The 18,370-nt window shown below is 65.4% G+C and carries 15 protein-coding genes; 11 read left to right on the forward strand and 4 right to left on the reverse strand.

Annotated elements, in window-relative coordinates; translation table 11 throughout:
- Window positions 1–106: 106 nt before the first annotated feature.
- Window positions 107–1,048, reverse strand: coding sequence for a cation diffusion facilitator family transporter (locus KIH81_RS03410; RefSeq protein WP_214304080.1), 942 nt, complete (start codon window positions 1,046–1,048; stop codon window positions 107–109).
- Window positions 1,049–1,198: 150 nt separating this feature from the next.
- A complete protein-coding gene (lexA, locus tag KIH81_RS03415) occupies window positions 1,199–1,927 on the reverse strand; it encodes a transcriptional repressor LexA (protein ID WP_476695646.1) in 729 nt (242 codons plus the stop codon).
- A gap of 616 nt (window positions 1,928–2,543) precedes the next feature.
- On the opposite strand from lexA, the gene nrdR reads away from it, so the two are divergent.
- Window positions 2,544–2,996: a transcriptional regulator NrdR gene (gene nrdR, locus KIH81_RS03425; protein ID WP_214304081.1), complete on the forward strand. Its 453-nt coding sequence runs from the start codon at window positions 2,544–2,546 to the stop codon at window positions 2,994–2,996.
- 167 nt (window positions 2,997–3,163) lie between these two features.
- On the opposite strand, the gene serA is transcribed toward nrdR, so the two are convergent.
- Window positions 3,164–4,363 carry a phosphoglycerate dehydrogenase gene (gene serA / locus KIH81_RS03430; RefSeq protein WP_214304082.1) on the reverse strand — a complete coding sequence of 400 codons (1,200 nt, stop codon included), beginning with the start codon at window positions 4,361–4,363 and terminating at the stop codon, window positions 3,164–3,166.
- Window positions 4,364–4,374: 11 nt separating this feature from the next.
- Complete coding sequence (locus tag KIH81_RS03435; protein WP_214304083.1) at window positions 4,375–6,654, reverse strand: HelD family protein; 2,280 nt, start codon at window positions 6,652–6,654, stop codon at window positions 4,375–4,377.
- A gap of 316 nt (window positions 6,655–6,970) precedes the next feature.
- Between KIH81_RS03435 and mraZ the strand changes: the two genes are divergently transcribed.
- The 10 genes from mraZ to KIH81_RS03485 all read left to right on the forward strand — a co-directional run bounded on the left by mraZ (window position 6,971) and on the right by KIH81_RS03485 (window position 18,351).
- The gene (gene mraZ / locus KIH81_RS03440; RefSeq protein ID WP_214304084.1) at window positions 6,971–7,492 is read left to right on the forward strand and encodes a division/cell wall cluster transcriptional repressor MraZ; all 522 of its coding nucleotides are present in this window, start codon (window positions 6,971–6,973) and stop codon (window positions 7,490–7,492) included.
- Complete coding sequence (gene rsmH, locus KIH81_RS03445; protein WP_214304085.1) at window positions 7,492–8,583, forward strand: 16S rRNA (cytosine(1402)-N(4))-methyltransferase RsmH; 1,092 nt, start codon at window positions 7,492–7,494, stop codon at window positions 8,581–8,583. Before mraZ ends, rsmH begins: the two co-directional genes overlap by 1 nt.
- Window positions 8,583–9,029, forward strand: a complete 447-nt coding sequence (gene ftsL / locus KIH81_RS03450) for a cell division protein FtsL (protein ID WP_236029224.1) — start codon at window positions 8,583–8,585, stop codon at window positions 9,027–9,029. Before rsmH ends, ftsL begins: the two co-directional genes overlap by 1 nt.
- On the forward strand, window positions 9,030–10,832 hold the full coding sequence (locus KIH81_RS03455; RefSeq protein ID WP_214304086.1) for a peptidoglycan D,D-transpeptidase FtsI family protein: 1,803 nt from the start codon (window positions 9,030–9,032) through the stop codon (window positions 10,830–10,832).
- 26 nt (window positions 10,833–10,858) lie between these two features.
- Window positions 10,859–11,728, forward strand: coding sequence for a hypothetical protein (locus KIH81_RS03460; protein ID WP_214304087.1), 870 nt, complete (start codon window positions 10,859–10,861; stop codon window positions 11,726–11,728).
- Window positions 11,729–11,836: 108 nt separating this feature from the next.
- On the forward strand, window positions 11,837–13,303 hold the full coding sequence (locus tag KIH81_RS03465; RefSeq protein WP_214304088.1) for a UDP-N-acetylmuramoyl-tripeptide--D-alanyl-D-alanine ligase: 1,467 nt from the start codon (window positions 11,837–11,839) through the stop codon (window positions 13,301–13,303).
- A 42-nt stretch (window positions 13,304–13,345) separates the two neighbouring features.
- Window positions 13,346–14,452 (forward strand): phospho-N-acetylmuramoyl-pentapeptide-transferase, encoded by a 1,107-nt coding sequence (mraY, locus tag KIH81_RS03470; protein WP_214304089.1) that lies wholly within the window; start codon window positions 13,346–13,348, stop codon window positions 14,450–14,452.
- A gap of 54 nt (window positions 14,453–14,506) precedes the next feature.
- Window positions 14,507–15,952: a UDP-N-acetylmuramoyl-L-alanine--D-glutamate ligase gene (gene murD / locus KIH81_RS03475; RefSeq protein ID WP_214304090.1), complete on the forward strand. Its 1,446-nt coding sequence runs from the start codon at window positions 14,507–14,509 to the stop codon at window positions 15,950–15,952.
- Window positions 15,939–17,156: a putative lipid II flippase FtsW gene (ftsW, locus tag KIH81_RS03480; protein WP_109057745.1), complete on the forward strand. Its 1,218-nt coding sequence runs from the start codon at window positions 15,939–15,941 to the stop codon at window positions 17,154–17,156. The genes murD and ftsW overlap by 14 nt, the downstream gene beginning before the upstream one ends.
- A gap of 16 nt (window positions 17,157–17,172) precedes the next feature.
- A complete protein-coding gene (locus KIH81_RS03485; RefSeq protein WP_214304091.1) occupies window positions 17,173–18,351 on the forward strand; it encodes a UDP-N-acetylglucosamine--N-acetylmuramyl-(pentapeptide) pyrophosphoryl-undecaprenol N-acetylglucosamine transferase in 1,179 nt (392 codons plus the stop codon).
- Window positions 18,352–18,370: the final 19 nt, after the last annotated feature.

Genomic DNA, 18,370 nt, shown 5'->3' on the forward strand with positions numbered 1-18,370 from the left:
CCTTCGTCTTGCGCGTCGCGGAAGTCGCACACGTACGGCGATTTTTTATACCTTGTGAGGGTCTGATTCTTTGTGAATCAGACCCTTTGGCGTATGTGATGGCTTGTTATTTATGGAGGTCGGGGGCGGAGGGGGTGGTGTAGCCTTCGGGCTCGAGCTGGAAGGTGGTGTGGGGGACCGAGACGGGGAAGTGCTCGCGCAGGCAGTCCTGGAGCTGGGTGAGGATCTGGGCGGCCTGATCCATGGTAAGGCCGCGTTCCACCACCACGTGCGCCATGAGAATCGGCATGCCGGTGGACACGGTGCTGGCGTGCAGGTCATGGACGGCCACCACATGCGGCACGTTTTCCATATGCCTGCGCACCTGATCCAGATCAAGTCCCTCAGGGGTTTCCTCCAGCAGCACGCGCACGGCGTTGTGCAACAGTTTGACGGCGCGCGGGATCATCAGCAGGGCGATCGCCGCACCGGCCACGGCGTCGAAGCCGCTCCAGCCGGTCGAAAGCATCACCAGTGCCGAGACCACGACCGCCACCGAACCGAGCGCGTCGTTCATGACCTCCAGGAACGCGGCCTTCATGTTCATATTGTCCTCACGCTGCGAAGCGAGGATGAAAATGGAAACGACGTTCGCAGCCAGGCCCAGAATACCGACGAAAAGCAGCAGATCCACATCCGCTATCTCGGCTCGCGAGCCCCCGAACAGGCGCATGCCTGCCTCCACCAGGGCATAGAGGCCCACGATGAGCAGAACCACCGCGCCCGCGGCCGCCGTGAGCACCTCAAGACGGGCCCATCCCCAGGTGCGTGTGCTGTTCGGTTTGCGGCGCATGAGCATGGCCGTGACCGTCGAGGCGATGAGCACCGACATATCGGTGAGCATATGGCCGGCGTCCACCAGCAATGCCAGCGAACCGGTGAGGAACGACGCCACGACTTCCACGAGGAACACCGTGCCGGTGACCGCCAAGGTGGCCATGAGCCTTTGCTGATGGGCTTTCGAGGCCGGTGTCGAAGACGATGCCGCGGTTGAATGCGTATGGGCCATGATTGCGGTTGACTCCTTGACGAGGGTATTGAATGAAATCGCTTCTCAATACCATTTGCGTTTTGTTCCCGATACGACGGAACCCCGGTCGTCGGACCGGGGTTCCCTGTGCTGGATGCCAGTGTAGCACCGTTTCGAACACGATGGCCGTCACAGTTTGCGCAGGACGGTGACCACCTTGCCCATGATGGTGGCATGCGTGCCGTCGATGGGGGAGTATGCGGGGTTGTGGGGCATCAGCCAGACGTGGCCGTTGTCTTCGCGGAAGGTCTTGACGGTGGCCTCGTCGTCCAGCAGGGCGGCCACGATATCCCCGTTGACGGCGGATTGTTGTTCGCGCACCACCACGAAATCGCCGTCGCAGATCGCGGCATCCACCATGGAATCGCCATGAACCTCGAGCATGAACAGCTTGCCGGTGCCGGTGAGGCGTTCGGGCAGCCGCATGACATCATCCACATGCTGCTCGGCGGTGATGGGGACGCCGGCCGCAATCCGGCCCACCAGCGGGACATCCCTTGATTGGGTGATCGAGGCGCTGGGGAACTGGTAGATCTCCGCGGTGCCCTCGACGTCGGCGATGCCTGGAGCCGCGGCGCCACCGCGTGGGCCTTCGGCGGGAACCGTGGCACCTGCCACCACTTCGATGGCGCGGCCCTTGTTGGCGTTCATGCGAATGAAACCCTTCTCCTCCAGGGTCTGCAGCTGATGCTTAACGGAGGAGGGGCTTTTGAGTCCCGCCGCCTCGCCGATTTCGCGGAAGGATGGGGCGAAACCCTGTTCGTTGATATGCGAACGGATGGCGTCCAGCACCTTGCGCTGGCGCTCGGTCAGCAGGGATTCGTCCGGCCGCTTGGGAGAGAAGGGGATGGTGCTCACGTCTGTTCCTTTCGTTCTGGAACCAGCATACCGTGAACACCAGGTAAAATCAAACATCTGTTCGAGTGTCGTCTTGACGTATTCGAACAGATGTGCCATCATGAGAACAACTGTTCGATAGAACGGTTGTTCGAGGAGGGTGTGATGATGTCTTGTTCGATGATGAGCCAAGGTCATGGTGGGCGAAGCGCCGGTGTATGCCATGCGGGCGTGCATGCCGTCGTTGCGCGTCGGACGACGGGGAGGAACGTTGCTGGAGCGTCGCCCGCCGATGGCATGAAGGGCGGTCGGCTGCGTGGCCGGCTGGTCACTGGCCTGCTGGCGTTAATGCTGGCATGCACCGGTCTCGCCGCATGGACGGCGCAACCCGCGCAATCGGAGCCTGGGGCCATGCGGGTGACCAGCTACATAGTGCGTCCGGGGGATACGTTGTGGCTGTATGCATCGCGGATCACCCCTGCGGGACAGGATGTCTCCCAAACCGTGGACCGACTGATGGCGCTTAATGGTCTGGAGTCCAGTTCACTGCGTGCGGGGCAGCGGATCATTGTGCCGGCCGAGTGAGCGAAACCCCCGCGATATCGTTTTTCCAGCAGGTCACGTTATTGTGGATGGCATGCATTGTCCTTTTTGCCAGAATCCAGACACCAAGGTCATCGACACCCGCATCAGCGATGATGGCCATTCCATTCGCCGTCGCCGTGTGTGCCCGGTCTGCAATCGCCGTTTCACCACGGTGGAGACCAGCATGTTGCTGGTCACCAAACGTTCGGGCGGTGCCGAACCGTTCAGCAGGGACAAGGTGATCACCGGCGTGCGCAAGGCCTGCCAGGGAAGACCGGTCAGGGAAGAGGATCTCAAGAAGCTGGGGCAGAAAGTGGAGGAGGACCTGCGCTCCAGGGGGCTTGCCGAGGTGAGCTCGGACGAGGTGGGCCGGGCCATTCTGAAGCCGTTGCGTGATCTGGATGAGGTGGCGTATCTGCGTTTCGCCAGCGTGTACCAGAACTTCTCGGGGCTGGAGGACTTCCAGAAGGCCATCGACGCGCTGCGCGAGTACGGCAACAAGTAGGCAAAACCCGTAAGCAATGGAGTCTTGTGATTCCGTGATCGTGCCGGTCATGGGTGTCGGCCGAACGACCCATAGGCGGCCATGGCCGAGTCGATCGAGATGAAAACAGGGGCATCGTAATCTTGCGATGCCCCTGTCGTTAAGGAACGCTACACACCATTCGGGCGTCAGCTGATGACGCGCATGCGGATGGTGCCCTCGATGTTGCGCAGGGCCTCCAGCGTCGCCGCACTGGGCTTCTGGGCGACATCGGTCACCACGTAGCCGAGCTCGCCCTCGGTGGCCAGCGACTGGAAGGAGATGTTGATGTTCTCCTCGCCGAGCACACGGTTCACGCGGGCCAGCACGCCGGGCAGGTTGTCATGCAGGTGGGCGATGCGGCACACGCCTTTGCAGTCGCCAAGGTTGATCTGCGGCATGTTCACGGACAGGGATGTGGAACCCTTGAACCAGTAGTCCTCAAGGCGCTGGGACACGAAGTGGCCGATGGACTCCTGGGCCTCCAGCGTGGAACCGCCGATGTGCGGGGTCAGGATCATGTTGTCCTCTTCGGCCAGCGGGGTCTTGAACGGGTCGCCGCTCTTCTTCGGCTCCACCGGGAATACGTCCACGGCCGCGCCGGACAGGTGGCCGGAATCGAGATGGCGCTTGAGTGCGTCGAGATCCGCCACGAAGCCGCGCGAAAGGTTGATGAAGATGGAATCCTGCTTCATGTGCTCGAACTGGTCCTCGCCGAAGAAGCCGGTGTTCGACTTGCGGCCGTCCACATGGAGCGTGACCACGTCGGACTGCTCCAGCAGCTCGTTCAGGGTGTCGCAACGCTGGGCGTTGCCCAGTGCCAGCTTCTCCTCGATGTCGTAGAACACCACATGCATGCCGAGCGCCTCGGCCAGCACGGACAGCTGGGAGCCGATGTTGCCGTAGCCGATGATGCCGAGCGTCTTGCCTCGCACCTCATGGGAGCCGGAGGCGGACTTGTCCCACATGCCGTGCTTGATGTGATGCGTGTGGGCGGGCACGCGGCGCAGCAGGCAGATGATGTCGCAGATCACCAGCTCCACCACGGAGCGGGTGTTGGAGTAGGGGGCGTTGAACACGGCGATGCCGCGCTTGCCGGCATGTGCCAGATCTACCTGGTTGGTGCCGATGCAGAAGCATCCCACGGCGCTCAGGTTCGGACGGGCGTCCAGCACACGGGCCGTGACGCTGGTCTTAGAACGCACGCCGACCAGATCCACGCCCTCCAGCGCGTCGATGAGCTCATCCTCGCTCAGGGCGCCCTTCATGGTTTCGACCTCGAATCCGTGGTTGCGCAACGAGGAGGCCGCGTCGGGATGAATGTTTTCCAATAACAATGCTTTGGGCATGTTTCCTCACCTTAGATGTTCAGGGACGTCTCGTCCGCGTTTGTCCGAACTATAACCAGACGCTGGGTGGGTCTGGTCATCGCCACATACAGGTCGGAGGCCGCCACCAGACGGCTCGGCGCGTCGTCCTCGATGCGGCCGGGCTCGACCACCACCACGGCGTCGAACTCAAGGCCCTTGACCGTCTCCGTGCCGCAGACGCTGATCTGCTCGTCCCACTCGGGCTGGTCGGCCAGGCGACGGAATTCGGCCGGGTCGAGCTTGCCGGAGAGACGTTCGCGCACGGCGGCACGCACCGGGGCGATGAGGTCGTCCGGGCAGATCACGGCGATGCGGCCCGTGCCGTCCGAGGAGACGAACTGCTCGGCCAGGGCGACCGCCTGATCGGCCGTGGCAGTCAGCAGGTCACGGCCGTCGGCCACCACATGCTTGGCCACCGATTCGGGGACGCTGCGCACCGCGTTGACGGTGGAGATGTACAGACCCTCGTCCTCGGCGAACCGGGAGGCCAGATCGGAGACCTCCTTGGGGTTGCGGTAGTTGATGGTCAGCTCGTTGAGATCCCAGTGCGACGGGCCGAACAGACGGTTCATGGTCTTGTCCCAGCGGCGGGTGCCACCCAGCGCCGAAGTCTGCGCCACGTCGCCCACGATGGTGAAGGAACGGGAGGGGCAGCGCCGGATGAGCATGCGCCAATCCATGGCCGTCAGCTCCTGCGCCTCGTCCACCACGATATGGCCGTACGTCCACTCGCGGTCGGCGGCCGCGCGCTGCGAGGTGAGCTCGGAATCGTCGCCGTTCATCTGGTCGAGCAGCATCTGGCTGGACACGATGCCCTGACCGAGGCCGGTGGACGCCAGCGTGTCCTTGGCGTACTGCTCCTCGGCGGCGCGGCGTGCGTCGGCGGCGGACTGCTTGGCCACCATCTTGGGGTCGGGACCCAGCAGATCCATCGCCTCGTCCAGCAGCGGGATGTCGGAACGGGTCAGCGGGGAGCCCTTCGGACGTGCCAGCGCGGCCACGTCCTCGTCGGTGAGCCAGCCGGCCAGGGACTTCAGACGTTCGGGGTGGGCGAACAGCTGGTCGATGAGCCAGGGGCCGGTCATCGGCAGCCAGCATAGGTTCAGCGTCTTGCGCACCTGGTCGTTCATGCGCAGCAGCGACATCGCGCGGTTGAGCTCCGCCTGATCGGGCGTGTAGTCGAGCTGTTCGGCGTAGCGGGCCTGCATGCTGGAGAGCATCGAACGGATGAAGGTCTCACGGGCCTTGTTATGCGACTGGCGGGTGCGTTTGGCGTCCGTCTGGGCCTGTTCGATGTCCGCCGCGAGCATCGGCACCTGGATGCCGCTGATGGTCACGACCGGCAGGTTGGCGGGCACACGGATGCGGGCCGCGATGGCGTTCGCCACCACCTGGGCCATACGGCGGTCGCCCTTGAGCTTGGCGGCATGCGACGAGTCCACGGCCGTGGCGCTGACGCCGGGAATGAGATCGGCGATGGTGCGGGAGACCACGCCGGTTTCGCCCAGCGAGGGCAGCACCTGGTCGATGTAGTGCAGGAACGTGGAGCTGGGGCCCACCACGAGCACGCCGGAACGCTCCAACGTGCGACGATGCGTGTACAGCAGGTACGCCGCACGGTGCAGGGCCACGGCGGTCTTGCCGGTGCCGGGGCCGCCCTGGACCACCACGACGCGATTCAGGGCGGAACGGATGATGCGGTCCTGCTCGGCCTGGATGGTGGCCACGATATCGGTCATCTTGCCGGTGCGGCGCGAGCTGAGCGAGGCCAGCAGCGCGCCCTCGCCGGTCAGCGTGCCGGCGGAGGAGGCCTTGCCCACCTGGTCGGAGTGCACGTCCAGCACCTCGTCCTCGACGCCGACCACCTCACGGAAGCTCAGGGTGATATGGCGGCGCATCACGATGTCGCCGTGGTTGGAGGGCGTCGCCTCATAGAAGGGCCGCGCCGCCTCCGCTCGCCAGTCGGTCAGAATCGGCTCGTGATCCGGACTGGACAGGCCGATGCGTCCGATGTAGTGGCGTTTGCCGTCCTTGGCGTCCAGGCGGCCGAACACCAGACGGTCCTCCACGCTGCGCAGCTGGGTGAGACGGTTCTCGTACATCGTGGCGAAGGAGTCCCGCTCGCTGCGCTGGGTGGGGGAGCCGTGCGATCCCGCCGCGCGCACGGTGTCCAGACGCTGCCACATCTCGGCGCGCAGGTCGTCCAGGCGTCCGTAGGCGCGATCCACCGCCTGCTGTTCCTCATGCAGCTGTGAGGCATAACTCGACATGCTTCTCTTCGATTCCAATCCGTGGGGTCAAAACTTCAAGGCATTCAAATCTACCGCACGGCCCCTACGTCAGCCGCCTGCGGTCGGGAGCATGCAGATGAAATTCCGGTGAATTCGCCGATCGTGCGAATCGGGGCCGGTTCGGACTCGGTCCGGAACCGGCCCGAAAGCCCCCGACACGCGCGATGTACAGGGAAAATCATCCAAAAGGGTGAGCAAATCGTGTGCAAGTGGGGAAGAATGGGGAAGCGTGGGGTAAAGTGGTGAGCCAGTTGGGTGAAGTGTATCCATCAGGCGCGGCAAAGGAGGTGGAACCATGGTCGACGAGCGGCCGGCGCAGGACGCCGAAGCCAAGACCGAGGGTTCCTCGTCATTCGCCGATTTCATGAACGGCATGCCACCGCTGCTGCTGGGCACCTACACTCCCAAGATCGACGCGAAAGGCCGCATGGCGTTGCCGGCCAAATTTCGCGCGCAGCTGGGCAAGGGCCTGGTCATGGCGCGCGGACAGGAACGCTGCGTCTACCTGCTGCCCTTCGAGGAGTTCCGCCGCATCGCCTCGCAGATTCAGCGTGTCTCGGTGGGCAACAAGGCCGCGCGCGAATACCTGCGCGTGTTCCTGTCCGGCGCCGTGGACCAGGAGCCGGACAAGCAGGGCCGCGTGCTCGTGCCGCAGATGCTGCGCGACTACGCCCATCTCGGCTCCGAAGTGGTGGTGATCGGCGTGGGCACCCGAGCCGAACTATGGAACAAGGAAGCCTGGGAGGCCTACCTGGCCGAGAAGGAAGAGGGATACGCCGATATTGCCGATGATGTTCTGCCGGAGGTGGAATTCTGATGATTGATGTGACGGCCATTCACCAGCCGGTGCTGCTCGCCGACTGCGTGGCGCTCATGACGCCCGCGCTGCAGCGGGAAGGCGCCGTGGCGGTGGACTGCACGCTCGGCCTGGCCGGCCATTCCACCGCGTTCCTCAAGGCCGCGCCCCAGGCCCGTCTCATCGGCATCGACCGTGACAGCGAGGCATTGGCGCTCGCCACCGAGCGCATGCGCCAGGAAGGCCTCGCCGACCGGTTCACGCCCGTGCACGCCGCATTCGACCAGCTCGACCAGGTACTTGAGGATCAGGGCATCGAGCGCGTGGACGCCGTGTTCATGGATCTGGGCCTGTCCAGCCTGCAGATCGACGAGGCGGACCGAGGCTTCTCCTACTCCCATGACGCCCCGCTGGACATGCGCATGGACGTGAGCCAGGAACTGACCGCCGCGCGCATTCTCGCCACCTACGACGCCGCCCAGCTGACCCATATCTTCAAGGAATACGGCGAGGAACGCTTCTCCCGCCAGATCGCCCGCGAAATCGTGGCCCGCCGCGACAGGCAGCCGTTCACCACCACCAGCCAGCTCAACGCACTGGTGGACGAGGTGGTGCCCCAGGCCCATCGCCCCGCGGGCAACCCCGCCAAGCGCGTGTTCCAGGCGCTGCGCATCGAGGTCAACGGCGAGCTGGACAAGCTCGCCTCGACGCTGCCGCAGGCCGCCAACCGCCTCAACGTGGGCGGCCGGCTCGTGGTGGAGTCCTACCACTCGCTGGAGGACAAGGCCGTCAAGTCGTTCATGGCCCAGGGACTGAGGATCGACGCCCCCGCCGACCTGCCCATCGTGCCGCCCGACGCCCAGCCGTTCTTCAGGGAACTGACCCGAGGCGCCATCAAGGCGGATGAACAGGAGATCGCCTCCAACCCGAGATCGGCCTCCGTGCGATTGCGGGCCGTGGAGGTCAGTCGCGAGATTCCCGCACGCTGGCGCGCCCGCTTCGCCGAGACCGCCGAACACCCGAACCCGTCGGCGCGCAAGGCCGGCGCACATCACGCAACACGTTCCAACACACGAGCCAACCGCGGCGAACGCCGCACTAGGAGGGGCTGATGGCAGCCAGCGCACGCAGCGTCCGGTCGAACGCCGCCTCGTCCAGCCGACCCGAATCCAAGACGCAGACCTCGTCCAGGCCGCAGCTGCGTCTGATCTCCGGCCAGCGCACCGAGACGCAGGGCAATATGGTCGCCCGCGTCATCGAATGGACGCGCACCCGCAGCGCGCCGCTCGTCCATGTGGTCGTCGCCGTGGCCTTCCTGATGGCCACGCTCTTCGGCGCGCTCATGCTGCGCACCCAGATGGTCCAGAACTCGTTCGAGGCGGCGCAGATCGAAGCGCACATCAACGTGCTCACCCAGGACGTGGAGGACGACCAGGCCAAGCTCGACCAGCTCGTGGCCTCCCTGCCCGACAAGGCCAGCGACATGGGCATGGTGCCCCAGCAGGGATCCGTGTCCATCGACCTCAACGGATACAAGTCCAATGAAAGCGGGAAGTAAGTGAAGACCATCCAGCGCATCGTCCGGTTCGCCAAGGTGAAGACCTTCGCGTTCAAGTGCATCGCCGTGGGCGCCGCACTCGCCCTGGTGGCCACCGCATGCGTGGCCCAGCTGGCATCCACCCAGCTCATCGGAGGACGCCAGACCGCGCAGGCCGCCACCGCCAGCCGCACGCTGACCGTGACCCTGAGCGCCAAGCGCGGACGCATCCTGGACACCAACGGCAACGTGCTCGCCCAGAGCGTGGAACGCTACACCATCGTGGCCAACCCCGAGGCCGCACAGGAATTCGTGCCCATCACCTGCAACGACACCACCCGCGACTACTGCGACGAGATCGACGGCAAGCCCGTGGGCGCCACCGGTGCCGCGGCCGTGGGCCGTCTCCTGGCCAAGGCGCTGGGCATGAACGCCATGGAACTGGGCGCCAAGATGTCCGGCACCGGCCAGTACGTGGTCCTCAAGAAGGACGTGACCCCGCAGGTCAAGCGCAGCATCGACGCGCTGAACCTCGGCGGCATCGTCTGGGGTGAGCTCAGCAGCGAACGCCTGTACGCGGACGGCGAGATCCTGGGCTCCCTGCTCGGCGGCGTCAACGACGAAGGCACCGGCGTGGCCGGCATCGAACAGATGGAAAACAAGGAACTCACCGGCACCGACGGCCACCAGACCTACCAGCGTGGCAACGGCGGCGAGGAGATCCCCGGCACGATGACCGAATCCGTGGCCGCGAAGGACGGCTCCGACGTGACGCTCACCATCGACCGCGACGTGCAGTGGTACGTCAAGAAGGTCCTCAAGGAAGCCAAGTCCAAGTACGGCTCGCCGTGGGGCATCGCCGTGGTACAGGATATCCAGAACGCCCAGATCCTTGCCCTCGCCGACAGCGACGAGGTGGAGGCCGGCAGCGACGAGGCCAAGATGAGCACTTCTCGCGCCGTCTCCGAAACCTTCGAGCCCGGCTCGGTGGGCAAGGTCATCTCCATGTCCGGCTATCTGCAGACCGGGCTGCACAAGATGACCGACCAGCTTACGGTGCCGGACCATACCACCCAGGACGGCCAGACCATCAAGGATTCGTTCGACCATGGCAGCGAACGCTGGACGCTCGCCGGCATCCTGCAGAACTCCTCCAACGTGGGCATGGTGCTCGCCGGACTCGGATTCACGGACGAGCAACGTTATGAGTTCCTGACCAAGTTCGGCATCGGCCAGTCCACCGGCCTGGGCCTGCCCGGCGAGTCCTCCGGCATGCTCACCAGCCCATCCTCCTGGGATCTGCGCACACGTAACACCATCCTGTTCGGTCAGGGCTACACCGTCAACGCACTGCAGCTCAACAACGTGGTGGCCACCATCGCCAACAAGGGCGTCAAGCAGCAGCAATCCATCATCAAGTCCACCACCTCAACCGGCGGCACCACGTCCAAGACCGGCAAGGACACGGCCACGAGGGTGATCGACGAGGATGTGGCGGCCGACATGATGAACGCCATGGAATCCGTGGCGGAAAGCTACAGCAAGTTCGTCAAGGTCGATGGCTACCGCATGGCCGCCAAGTCCGGCACCGCCGAGGTGCAGGGTGCGGACGGCACGCTGTCCTCGATCATCTCCGATTACTCGGTGGTTATCCCGGCCGACAACCCGCGGTACGCGGTGACCGTGGTGCTCAAGGACCCGAGCGGCGTCTACGGCGGTCTGACGGCCGGCCCGGTCTCCGCCCAGATCTGTGAGTTCCTTATGCAGAAATACGAGGTCCCTGTCTCATCACCGCGTAAAAATGCTATCCCGGTCACGTGGTGAATGGCGCGGCAGAAAGGCGACAATCCATGAGTGCAGTGAGCGAATCCATCGCCCAGCGGATGACCTTGGGCATGCTGTCCCAACGGTACGGTCTTGAGATCGATCCGCCGTTCGCGGTCAACGTCACCGTCACCTCCCTCAGCGACAGCGTGGACACCGTGGTGCCCGGATCCCTGTTTATCTGCGGCAAGGACACCGCCGATCTGACGCAGGCGGAGCAGGCCGGCGCCTATGCTGCCCTGCTGCCGTACAGTCTCAAAAGCAAATGCCCGGAGATCGGCATCCCGAGGCTGTTCGGCACGCTCGACACGTCGCTGCTGGGCGATCTGGCGTCGGGATTCGCCGGTTCCCCATCCGGCACGATGGCCGTGTTCGTGGTGGCCGGCACCGACAAGGGTGAGGTTGACGCGGGCGCCGGCCAGCTTGCGGACTTCCTGCACATGCTGGGCAACCCTGTGGCCATCATCAGTTCCTCCGGATCCACCTCGATGACCCGTCCCCTGAACCTCACCTACCCGTTGGGCATCCTGGACATGCAGCGCACGCTCGCGGTGTGTGCCGAGGACGGCGTCGCGGCGGTGATCATCGCCATGGACGACGAGACGTTGCAGCCCCACGCCTTGGAATCGGTGAATGTGGACGTGCTGGGTTCCCAGCGTTCGGCCAACGCCGACGATCTGGCATCCCTGAAAAGCAAGTACGCCTTCGTGGCGGACGAGGACCTCGTGATGATCCACCCCACCCGGGAATCGGACGAAATGGCGGCCGAATCGCCGGTGGGCTCGAACATCATGCGCATGCGTCACATGTCGCTCGCCATCGCCATGGTGTTGGCGGCCGGTGTGCGCAGGAACAACGTGCGCAGCGCGCTCAGGGTGGCCAACAACCTGAAATAGCGGAACACGAATGGTTATGGATGCCGGCTATGCCGCCGATGGAAGGATGGTGGCGGCGTGACCGGCGCGGACGGACATGAGCAGGAAGAACGAAAAGGAGCAGATGATATGGTGCCGATGAGTGTGGAGGAGATCGCCCAGGCGGTCTCCGGCCGTGTGATCGCGGGGGAGGGGCCTTTCGGAACGGCCACCGGTGCCGTGAGCGACTCGCGTGAGGCCAAGGACGGATCGGTGTTCGTGGCGATCAAGGGCGAGCATGTGGACGGCCACGACTTCGTGGCCAAGGTCGCCGCCCAGGGCGCGGTGGCCGCGATCGTGGACCATGAGGTCGAATCCGCCGGCCTGCCCCAGATCGTGGTGGCCGACACCGTCGATGCGCTGGGCGAACTGGCCCGTCACAACATCGCCCGCCGCCGCGAACTGCCGGGCGACTTCGACCTGATCGGCCTGACCGGCTCGGTGGGCAAGACCACCACCAAGGACCTCCTGTCCGCGCTGCTGTCCACCGTGGGCCCCACCGTGGCTCCGGTCGGCTCGTTCAACAACGAGATCGGCCTGCCGCTGACCGCGCTGAAGGTCGGCCCCGAGACCCGGTTCTTCGTGGCCGAAATGGGCGCGAGCCACATCGGCGAGATCGCGCGTCTGACCCGCATCGCCCCGCCGAACCTGGCCATCGTGCTCAAGGTGGGTGTGGCCCACCTCGGCGAATTCGGTTCCCGCGCACGCATCGCCCAGGCCAAAAGCGAGATCGTGCAGGGCCTGCTGCCCGGCGGCGTGGCCGTGCTCAACGCCGACGACGACCATGTGGCGCCCATGGAGGCCCTGGCCCCCGGCGAGGTGGCCTGGTTCGGTCTGGAAGGCGGTCGTGAGCACGAGGTCATGGCCCGCGACATCACGTCCGACGAATCCGACCACGCCGAATTCACGCTGGTAACCGCCTCCGGAGACAGCGTGCCAGTGCATCTGGGCATTCCGGGCCGTCACAACGTGATGAACGCGCTGGCCGCCGCGACCGTGGCCTTGCGCTACGGCATGACGCCCGAGGCCGTGGCCGAGACCCTGGCCGCGCAGCACACCATCAGCCCGCACCGCATGGCGTTGAGCACCGTGACCCGCGGTGAAGCCTCCTTCACCCTCATCGACGACTCCTTCAACGCCAACCCCGACTCCATGAAGGCCGGCCTTGACGGGCTCAAGGCGTGGAGGCCGGCGGACGGACGGACGCCCTTCCGTGTCGCCCTGCTGGGTGCCATGCTGGAACTCGGCCCGGACGAGACGGACCTGCACGCCCAAGTGGGCGCATACGCGGCCGGCCTTGGGCTGGACGCCATCATCGCCGTGGGCTCGGCCAAGGACCCGCATCTGGACTCGCTGGCCGAGGCGCTGGCCTCCGGCGCCCGTGAAGCGGCCGCCGGGAACGGGCCCGCGATTCCGATCGACTGCGCGCACGACATCGACCAGGCCGAACGCCTCGTGCTGGATTTCGCGGCCGGACACCCGGACATGGTGGTGCTCCTCAAGGGATCCCACGCCTCGGGACTGAGCGCGCTGGCCGAACGCTGGGCCAGGAACTGAACCAACGGAACAACGAGATAACGAGATAAAGGGAAGATCCACGTGATTGCTCTGATCATTGGAATGCTGGTGTCGCTGATCGTAACATTGGCCGGCACGCCGCTGCTGATTCGGCTGGTGCACAAACTGCACTACGGCCAGTACATCCGCCAGGACGGACCGCAGTCACATCTGGTCAAGCGCGGCACCCCCACGCTGGGCGGCGTGGTCATCAACTTCGCCATCCTGTTCGGCTGGGCGGCCTCCGCGCTCTACCGCTACCTGCATTCGGGCGACGTGCCCTCCTGGTCCGCGGTATTGGTGCTGTTCGCCATGCTCTCGATGGGCGTGCTCGGCTTCATCGACGACTTCGCCAAGGTGCGTAAGAAGCAGAACGAGGGCCTGACGGTGGGCGGCAAGTTCATCGGCCAGTTCATCTTCGCCACCATCTACGCCGTGCTGGCGCTCGTCATCCCCACCAAGACCGGCCTGCCCAGCGCGCAGCCCGGCATGAGCTTCATCGAGAAGCCGTTCTTCAGCTTCGACTTCGCCGGCCGTGCCGTGGCCATCATCCTGTTCGTGATCTGGGTGAACTTCCTGATGACCGCCTGGACCAACGCCGTGAACCTCACCGACGGTCTCGACGGCCTGGCCGCCGGTTCCTCGATGATCTCCTTCACCGGCTTCGGCATCATCGCCTTCTGGGAGAGCTACCACATCAAGGGCGGCGACCACGGCGGCTACTCGTATGCCGTGTCCGACCCTCTGGATCTGACCATCATCGCCGTGTGCGCGGCCGTGGCCTGCTTCGGATTCCTGTGGTACAACTCGAACCCCGCCTCCATCTTCATGGGCGACACCGGCTCGCTGGCCCTGGGCGGCCTGTTCGCGGCCCTGTCCATCGCCACGCACACCGAATTCCTGGCGGTGATCATGGGCGGCCTGTACGTCATGGAGGCCATGAGCGACGTGATCCAGGTGGGCTACTTCAAGATGACCCACAAGCGCGTGTTCAAAATGGCGCCCATCCATCATCACTTCGAACTGCTCGGCTGGACCGAGACCAAGGTGGTGGTCCGCTTCTGGATGATCGAACTGCTCTTCGTGCTGCTGGCGCTGACCATCTTCTACGGCGACTGGGTGACCCGCTCCGGCCTGCTGTTCAGCTAGCGGAAACGTGGACGGCCTATGCTCGCCCGCGGCAATGATTTCTAGGGAGGAACGATGCAAATCGAGAACAAGACGGTGGTGATCGCCGGACTGGGCGTGTCCGGCACCTCGCTGGCGGAGGTATTGAAGGAACGTGGCGCCCATGTGATCGGCGTGGACGAGCGCAAACCCGGAGCCGATCTGCGCTCGTTCGACGACGTGGACTGGGACAAGGTCGACTACGTCATGTCCTCGCCGGTGTTCAACCCGCGTACCCCGTTCATCCTGGAGGCCCAGCGCCGTGGCATCCCGGTGATGAGCGAGGTTGAGTTCGCCTGGCGACTGCGTGTGGACAACGCACGCACCGGCCGCCCGGCGCCGTGGATCGGCATCACCGGCACCAACGGCAAGACCTCCACCACCGAAATGACCTCCGAGATGCTCAAGGCCTGCGGTCTGGACGCGCCCACCGCCGGCAACATCGCCTCCGGGGACATGTCCATGAGCCTGTCCCGCTGCGCCACCAATCCCGCGCACGACGTGCTGTGCGTGGAGCTGAGCTCCTTCCAGCTGCATTTCACCGATTCGCTGGCCCTCGACTGCGCCGCGATCACCAACATCGCCGACGACCACCTCGACTGGCACGGCGGGCGCGAGAACTACGCGGCGGACAAGTCCAAGGTGTTCCACGGTGCCAGGCGCGTCATCGTCTACAACGCGCAGGACGCCAAGGTGAGCGCCTTGGCCGCCGAGGCGAACGTCGCCGAAGGCTGCCGCAGGGTGGGCTTCACGCTCGCGGCCCCCGAAGCCGGGCAGATCGGCATCGAGGACGGCTGGATCGTCGACAGGAGCGGCGTGGCCGGCGGCGTCGAAGGCGAGGCGACGCGCATCGCGCCCATCACCGACTTCAAACACCTCATGGAACCGGACGGCTCGCTCTACCCGCACCTCGTGGCCGACGCGCTGACCGCCCTCGCGCTGGTGCTGGGCTTCGGGGCCGACCTCAAGACCTCGGTGGAGGCGCTCAAGGCGTTCAAGCCGGGCGGCCACCGCATCGAGACCGTGGCCGAGGCCAGGCTCGCCGACGGCGTGGTGCGCTTCGTGGACGATTCCAAGGCCACCAACGGCCATGCGGCACGTGCCTCGCTCTCCAGCTTCCCCGCCAAGTCCGTGGTATGGATCGCCGGCGGGCTCGCCAAGGGCAGCCGGTTCGAGGACCTCGTCAGGGACCAGGCGCACACCATCAAGGCCGCCGTCATTATAGGCAAGGACCAGCAGCCCATGCTCGATGCCTTCGCCACCCAGGCGCCGGACATTCCGCTCACCGTCATCGACCCTGCCGACAACGACACCGTGATGGACCGTGCCGTCGAGGCGTGCGGCAAATACGCCTCCGGCGGAAACATCGTGCTCATGGCCCCCGCCTGCGCATCCATGGATCAGTTCGTGTCCTACGCGGACCGCGGCAACCGGTTCGCGGCCGCCGCCCGCACCTGGAGCGAGGTGCATGGCCTCCACTGATCCCCGCCTGCGCGCCCTGCATAAGACTTCGGACCAGCCGGCTCTGGTCATCAGCGACTACACCGGCTGGCGCAGCCTGCTCAACCCCCTGTGGTGCTACCACGGCTTCCGCATGGCCGTGGTGGGCCTGACCGTCTTCGGCCTGATCATGGTCTTCTCCAGCTCCACGGTCACCATGGCCGCGCAGGGCAAGTCACCGTTCGTCCAGCTCATCAGCCAGGGCGGCTTCTGCGTGATCGGCCTGATCCTGGGCTTCATGGCCATGATGATGCCGGTGTCGTTCTGGCGTAGGGCCGGCATCGGCATCGTGCTGGCCGCCCAGATCCTGCAGCTGCTGACCTTCACGCCCCTGGGCATCGACGTCTACGGCAACAGGGGCTGGCTGAACCTGGGCTTCACCACCATCCAGCCGGCCGAGTTCATGAAGTTCGCCATGTGCGTCTGGCTGCCGTCCTCGCTGCACGCCTGCGGCAGGTTCTACCGCAAGGAGGGCATCAAGGCGTACCGTTTCCCGTTGCTCGTCTACGGCATCGGACTCGCGCTCGTGGTGGGCGGCAAGGACCTCGGCACCGCCATGATCCTCATCTTCATCGGTGGCGTGGCGTTCCTGGTCTCCGGCTTCCCCGGCAAATGGATGGCGGTGGGCGCGGGATTGGCGGTCGCCATGGTGATCGTCCTGGCCGTCTCCAGCCCCAACCGCATGAAGCGCATCCTGGCCACCTACGGCGACTGTTCGGCCGCGGACGCGCAGCAGGTGTGCTATCAGTCGATCCACGCCAAATACGCCATCGCCTCGGGAGGCCTGCTGGGTCTCGGCATTGGCAATTCGCGTGAGAAATGGAACTACCTGCCCGCCGCTCACAACGACTTCATCTACGCCATCATCGGCGAGGAGACCGGATTCGTGGGCTGCGCCATCGTGATCCTGTTCTTCGTGATCCTCGGCTGGTGCATGATCGCCGTGGCGTTGCAGGTGCCGGACCGCTACGTGTCCATGGTGCTCATGTGCGTGACCATCTGGATCGTGGGCCAGGCGCTCGTCAACATCGGCGTGGTGGTGGGCGTGTTCCCCGTGCTCGGCGTGCCCATGCCGTTCGTCTCCGCCGGCGGCTCGTCCATGATCATGTGCCTGTCCGCGGCGGGCCTCGTTGTGGGGCTTATGCGCGCGCAGCCGCAGATCAAACAGGCCCGACAGACGGTGTAGAGTACACTCGATAACCATGACTCAAGGCACACCCCATATCGTGTTGGCCGGCGGCGGAACCGCCGGTCATGTCAATCCTCTGCTCGCCGTTGCCGGCGCGATCCGTGAGATCGATCCGGCGGCCCAGGTCACCGTCATCGGCACCGCCGTGGGCCTTGAAAAGGATCTCGTGCCGCAGGCGGGCTACGAACTCGACACCATCGAAAAAGTGCCGTTCCCTCGCCGGCCCAACCTGTACATGCTCAGGTTCCCGGCCAAATGGAAGCGCGAGACCGCCAAGGTCCGCTCCATCCTCGAAAGCCGCAAGGCCGACGTGGTGGCCGGATTCGGCGGATACGCCTCGGCGCCCGTCTACGCCACCGCACACAGGATGGGTATCCCGATCGCCATCCACGAGCAGAACGCCCGTGCCGGCATGGCCAACAAGCTCGGCGCCCGCTGGGCCGACTTCATCGGCACCGTCTACGAGGGCACCGGCCTCAAACCACGCCAGGGAGCGGACATCGAGCGCGTCGGACTGCCGCTGCGCCCCGCCATCGCCCGACTGGCCAAGCGCATCGGCGAGGACCGCGACGGTCTGCGCCGCGAAGCCGCCGCACAGCTTGGCGTGGATCCCGCCCGTCCGCTGGTGCTGGTCACCGGCGGCTCCCTCGGTGCGCAAAGCCTCAACCGCGCCATCGCATCCTCGGCCCGTGAGCTGCTCGAGCACGCCCAGATCATCCATCTGACCGGCCGCGGCAAGATCGACGAGGTCCGCACGCTGGCCACCGAATCCGCGGGAGCGGACGTATTGACCGGGCTCGGCCCCGAATCGGCCGGTTCCGGCGACTACCACATGGCCGAATACCTGGAGCGCATCGACCTGGCCTTCGCCTGCGCCGATCTGGTGATCTGCCGCGCGGGCGCCGGATCCGTCTCCGAACTGGCCGCGCTGGGCCTGCCCGCCATCTACGTGCCCCTGCCCATCGGCAACGGTGAGCAGCGCTTCAACGCCGAGCCCGTGGTGAACGCGGGCGGCGGCCTTATGGTGGCGGACAGGGATCTGACCCCCGACTGGGTCAAAGGCCATGTGCCCGCCCTGCTCGCCGACCGGGAACGACTCGCGGGATTCGGCCGCAAGGCCTGGGAATACGGCATCCGTGACGCGGCCGAAGTCATGGCCCGCCATGTGCTCGCCCTCGCCGGTCGCTGCTGATGCGCATCCCGCCGGACGG

This window comes from Bifidobacterium miconisargentati (assembly GCF_019331675.1).
Classification (GTDB): domain Bacteria; phylum Actinomycetota; class Actinomycetes; order Actinomycetales; family Bifidobacteriaceae; genus Bifidobacterium; species Bifidobacterium miconisargentati.

Bases quoted from the DNA above. Each gene is read 5' to 3' on its own strand.
- KIH81_RS03410 (WP_214304080.1), bottom strand. From the start codon at position 1,048: ATGGCCCATACGCATTCAACCGCGGCATCGTCTTCGACACCGGCCTCG.
- nrdR (WP_214304081.1), top strand. From the start codon at position 2,544: ATGCATTGTCCTTTTTGCCAGAATCCAGACACCAAGGTCATCGACACC.
- serA (WP_214304082.1), bottom strand. From the start codon at position 4,363: ATGCCCAAAGCATTGTTATTGGAAAACATTCATCCCGACGCGGCCTCC.
- KIH81_RS03435 (WP_214304083.1), bottom strand. From the start codon at position 6,654: ATGTCGAGTTATGCCTCACAGCTGCATGAGGAACAGCAGGCGGTGGAT.
- mraZ (WP_214304084.1), top strand. From the start codon at position 6,971: ATGGTCGACGAGCGGCCGGCGCAGGACGCCGAAGCCAAGACCGAGGGT.
- rsmH (WP_214304085.1), top strand. From the start codon at position 7,492: ATGATTGATGTGACGGCCATTCACCAGCCGGTGCTGCTCGCCGACTGC.
- ftsL (WP_236029224.1), top strand. From the start codon at position 8,583: ATGGCAGCCAGCGCACGCAGCGTCCGGTCGAACGCCGCCTCGTCCAGC.
- KIH81_RS03460 (WP_214304087.1), top strand. From the start codon at position 10,859: ATGAGTGCAGTGAGCGAATCCATCGCCCAGCGGATGACCTTGGGCATG.
- KIH81_RS03465 (WP_214304088.1), top strand. From the start codon at position 11,837: ATGGTGCCGATGAGTGTGGAGGAGATCGCCCAGGCGGTCTCCGGCCGT.
- murD (WP_214304090.1), top strand. From the start codon at position 14,507: ATGCAAATCGAGAACAAGACGGTGGTGATCGCCGGACTGGGCGTGTCC.
- ftsW (WP_109057745.1), top strand. From the start codon at position 15,939: ATGGCCTCCACTGATCCCCGCCTGCGCGCCCTGCATAAGACTTCGGAC.
- KIH81_RS03485 (WP_214304091.1), top strand. From the start codon at position 17,173: ATGACTCAAGGCACACCCCATATCGTGTTGGCCGGCGGCGGAACCGCC.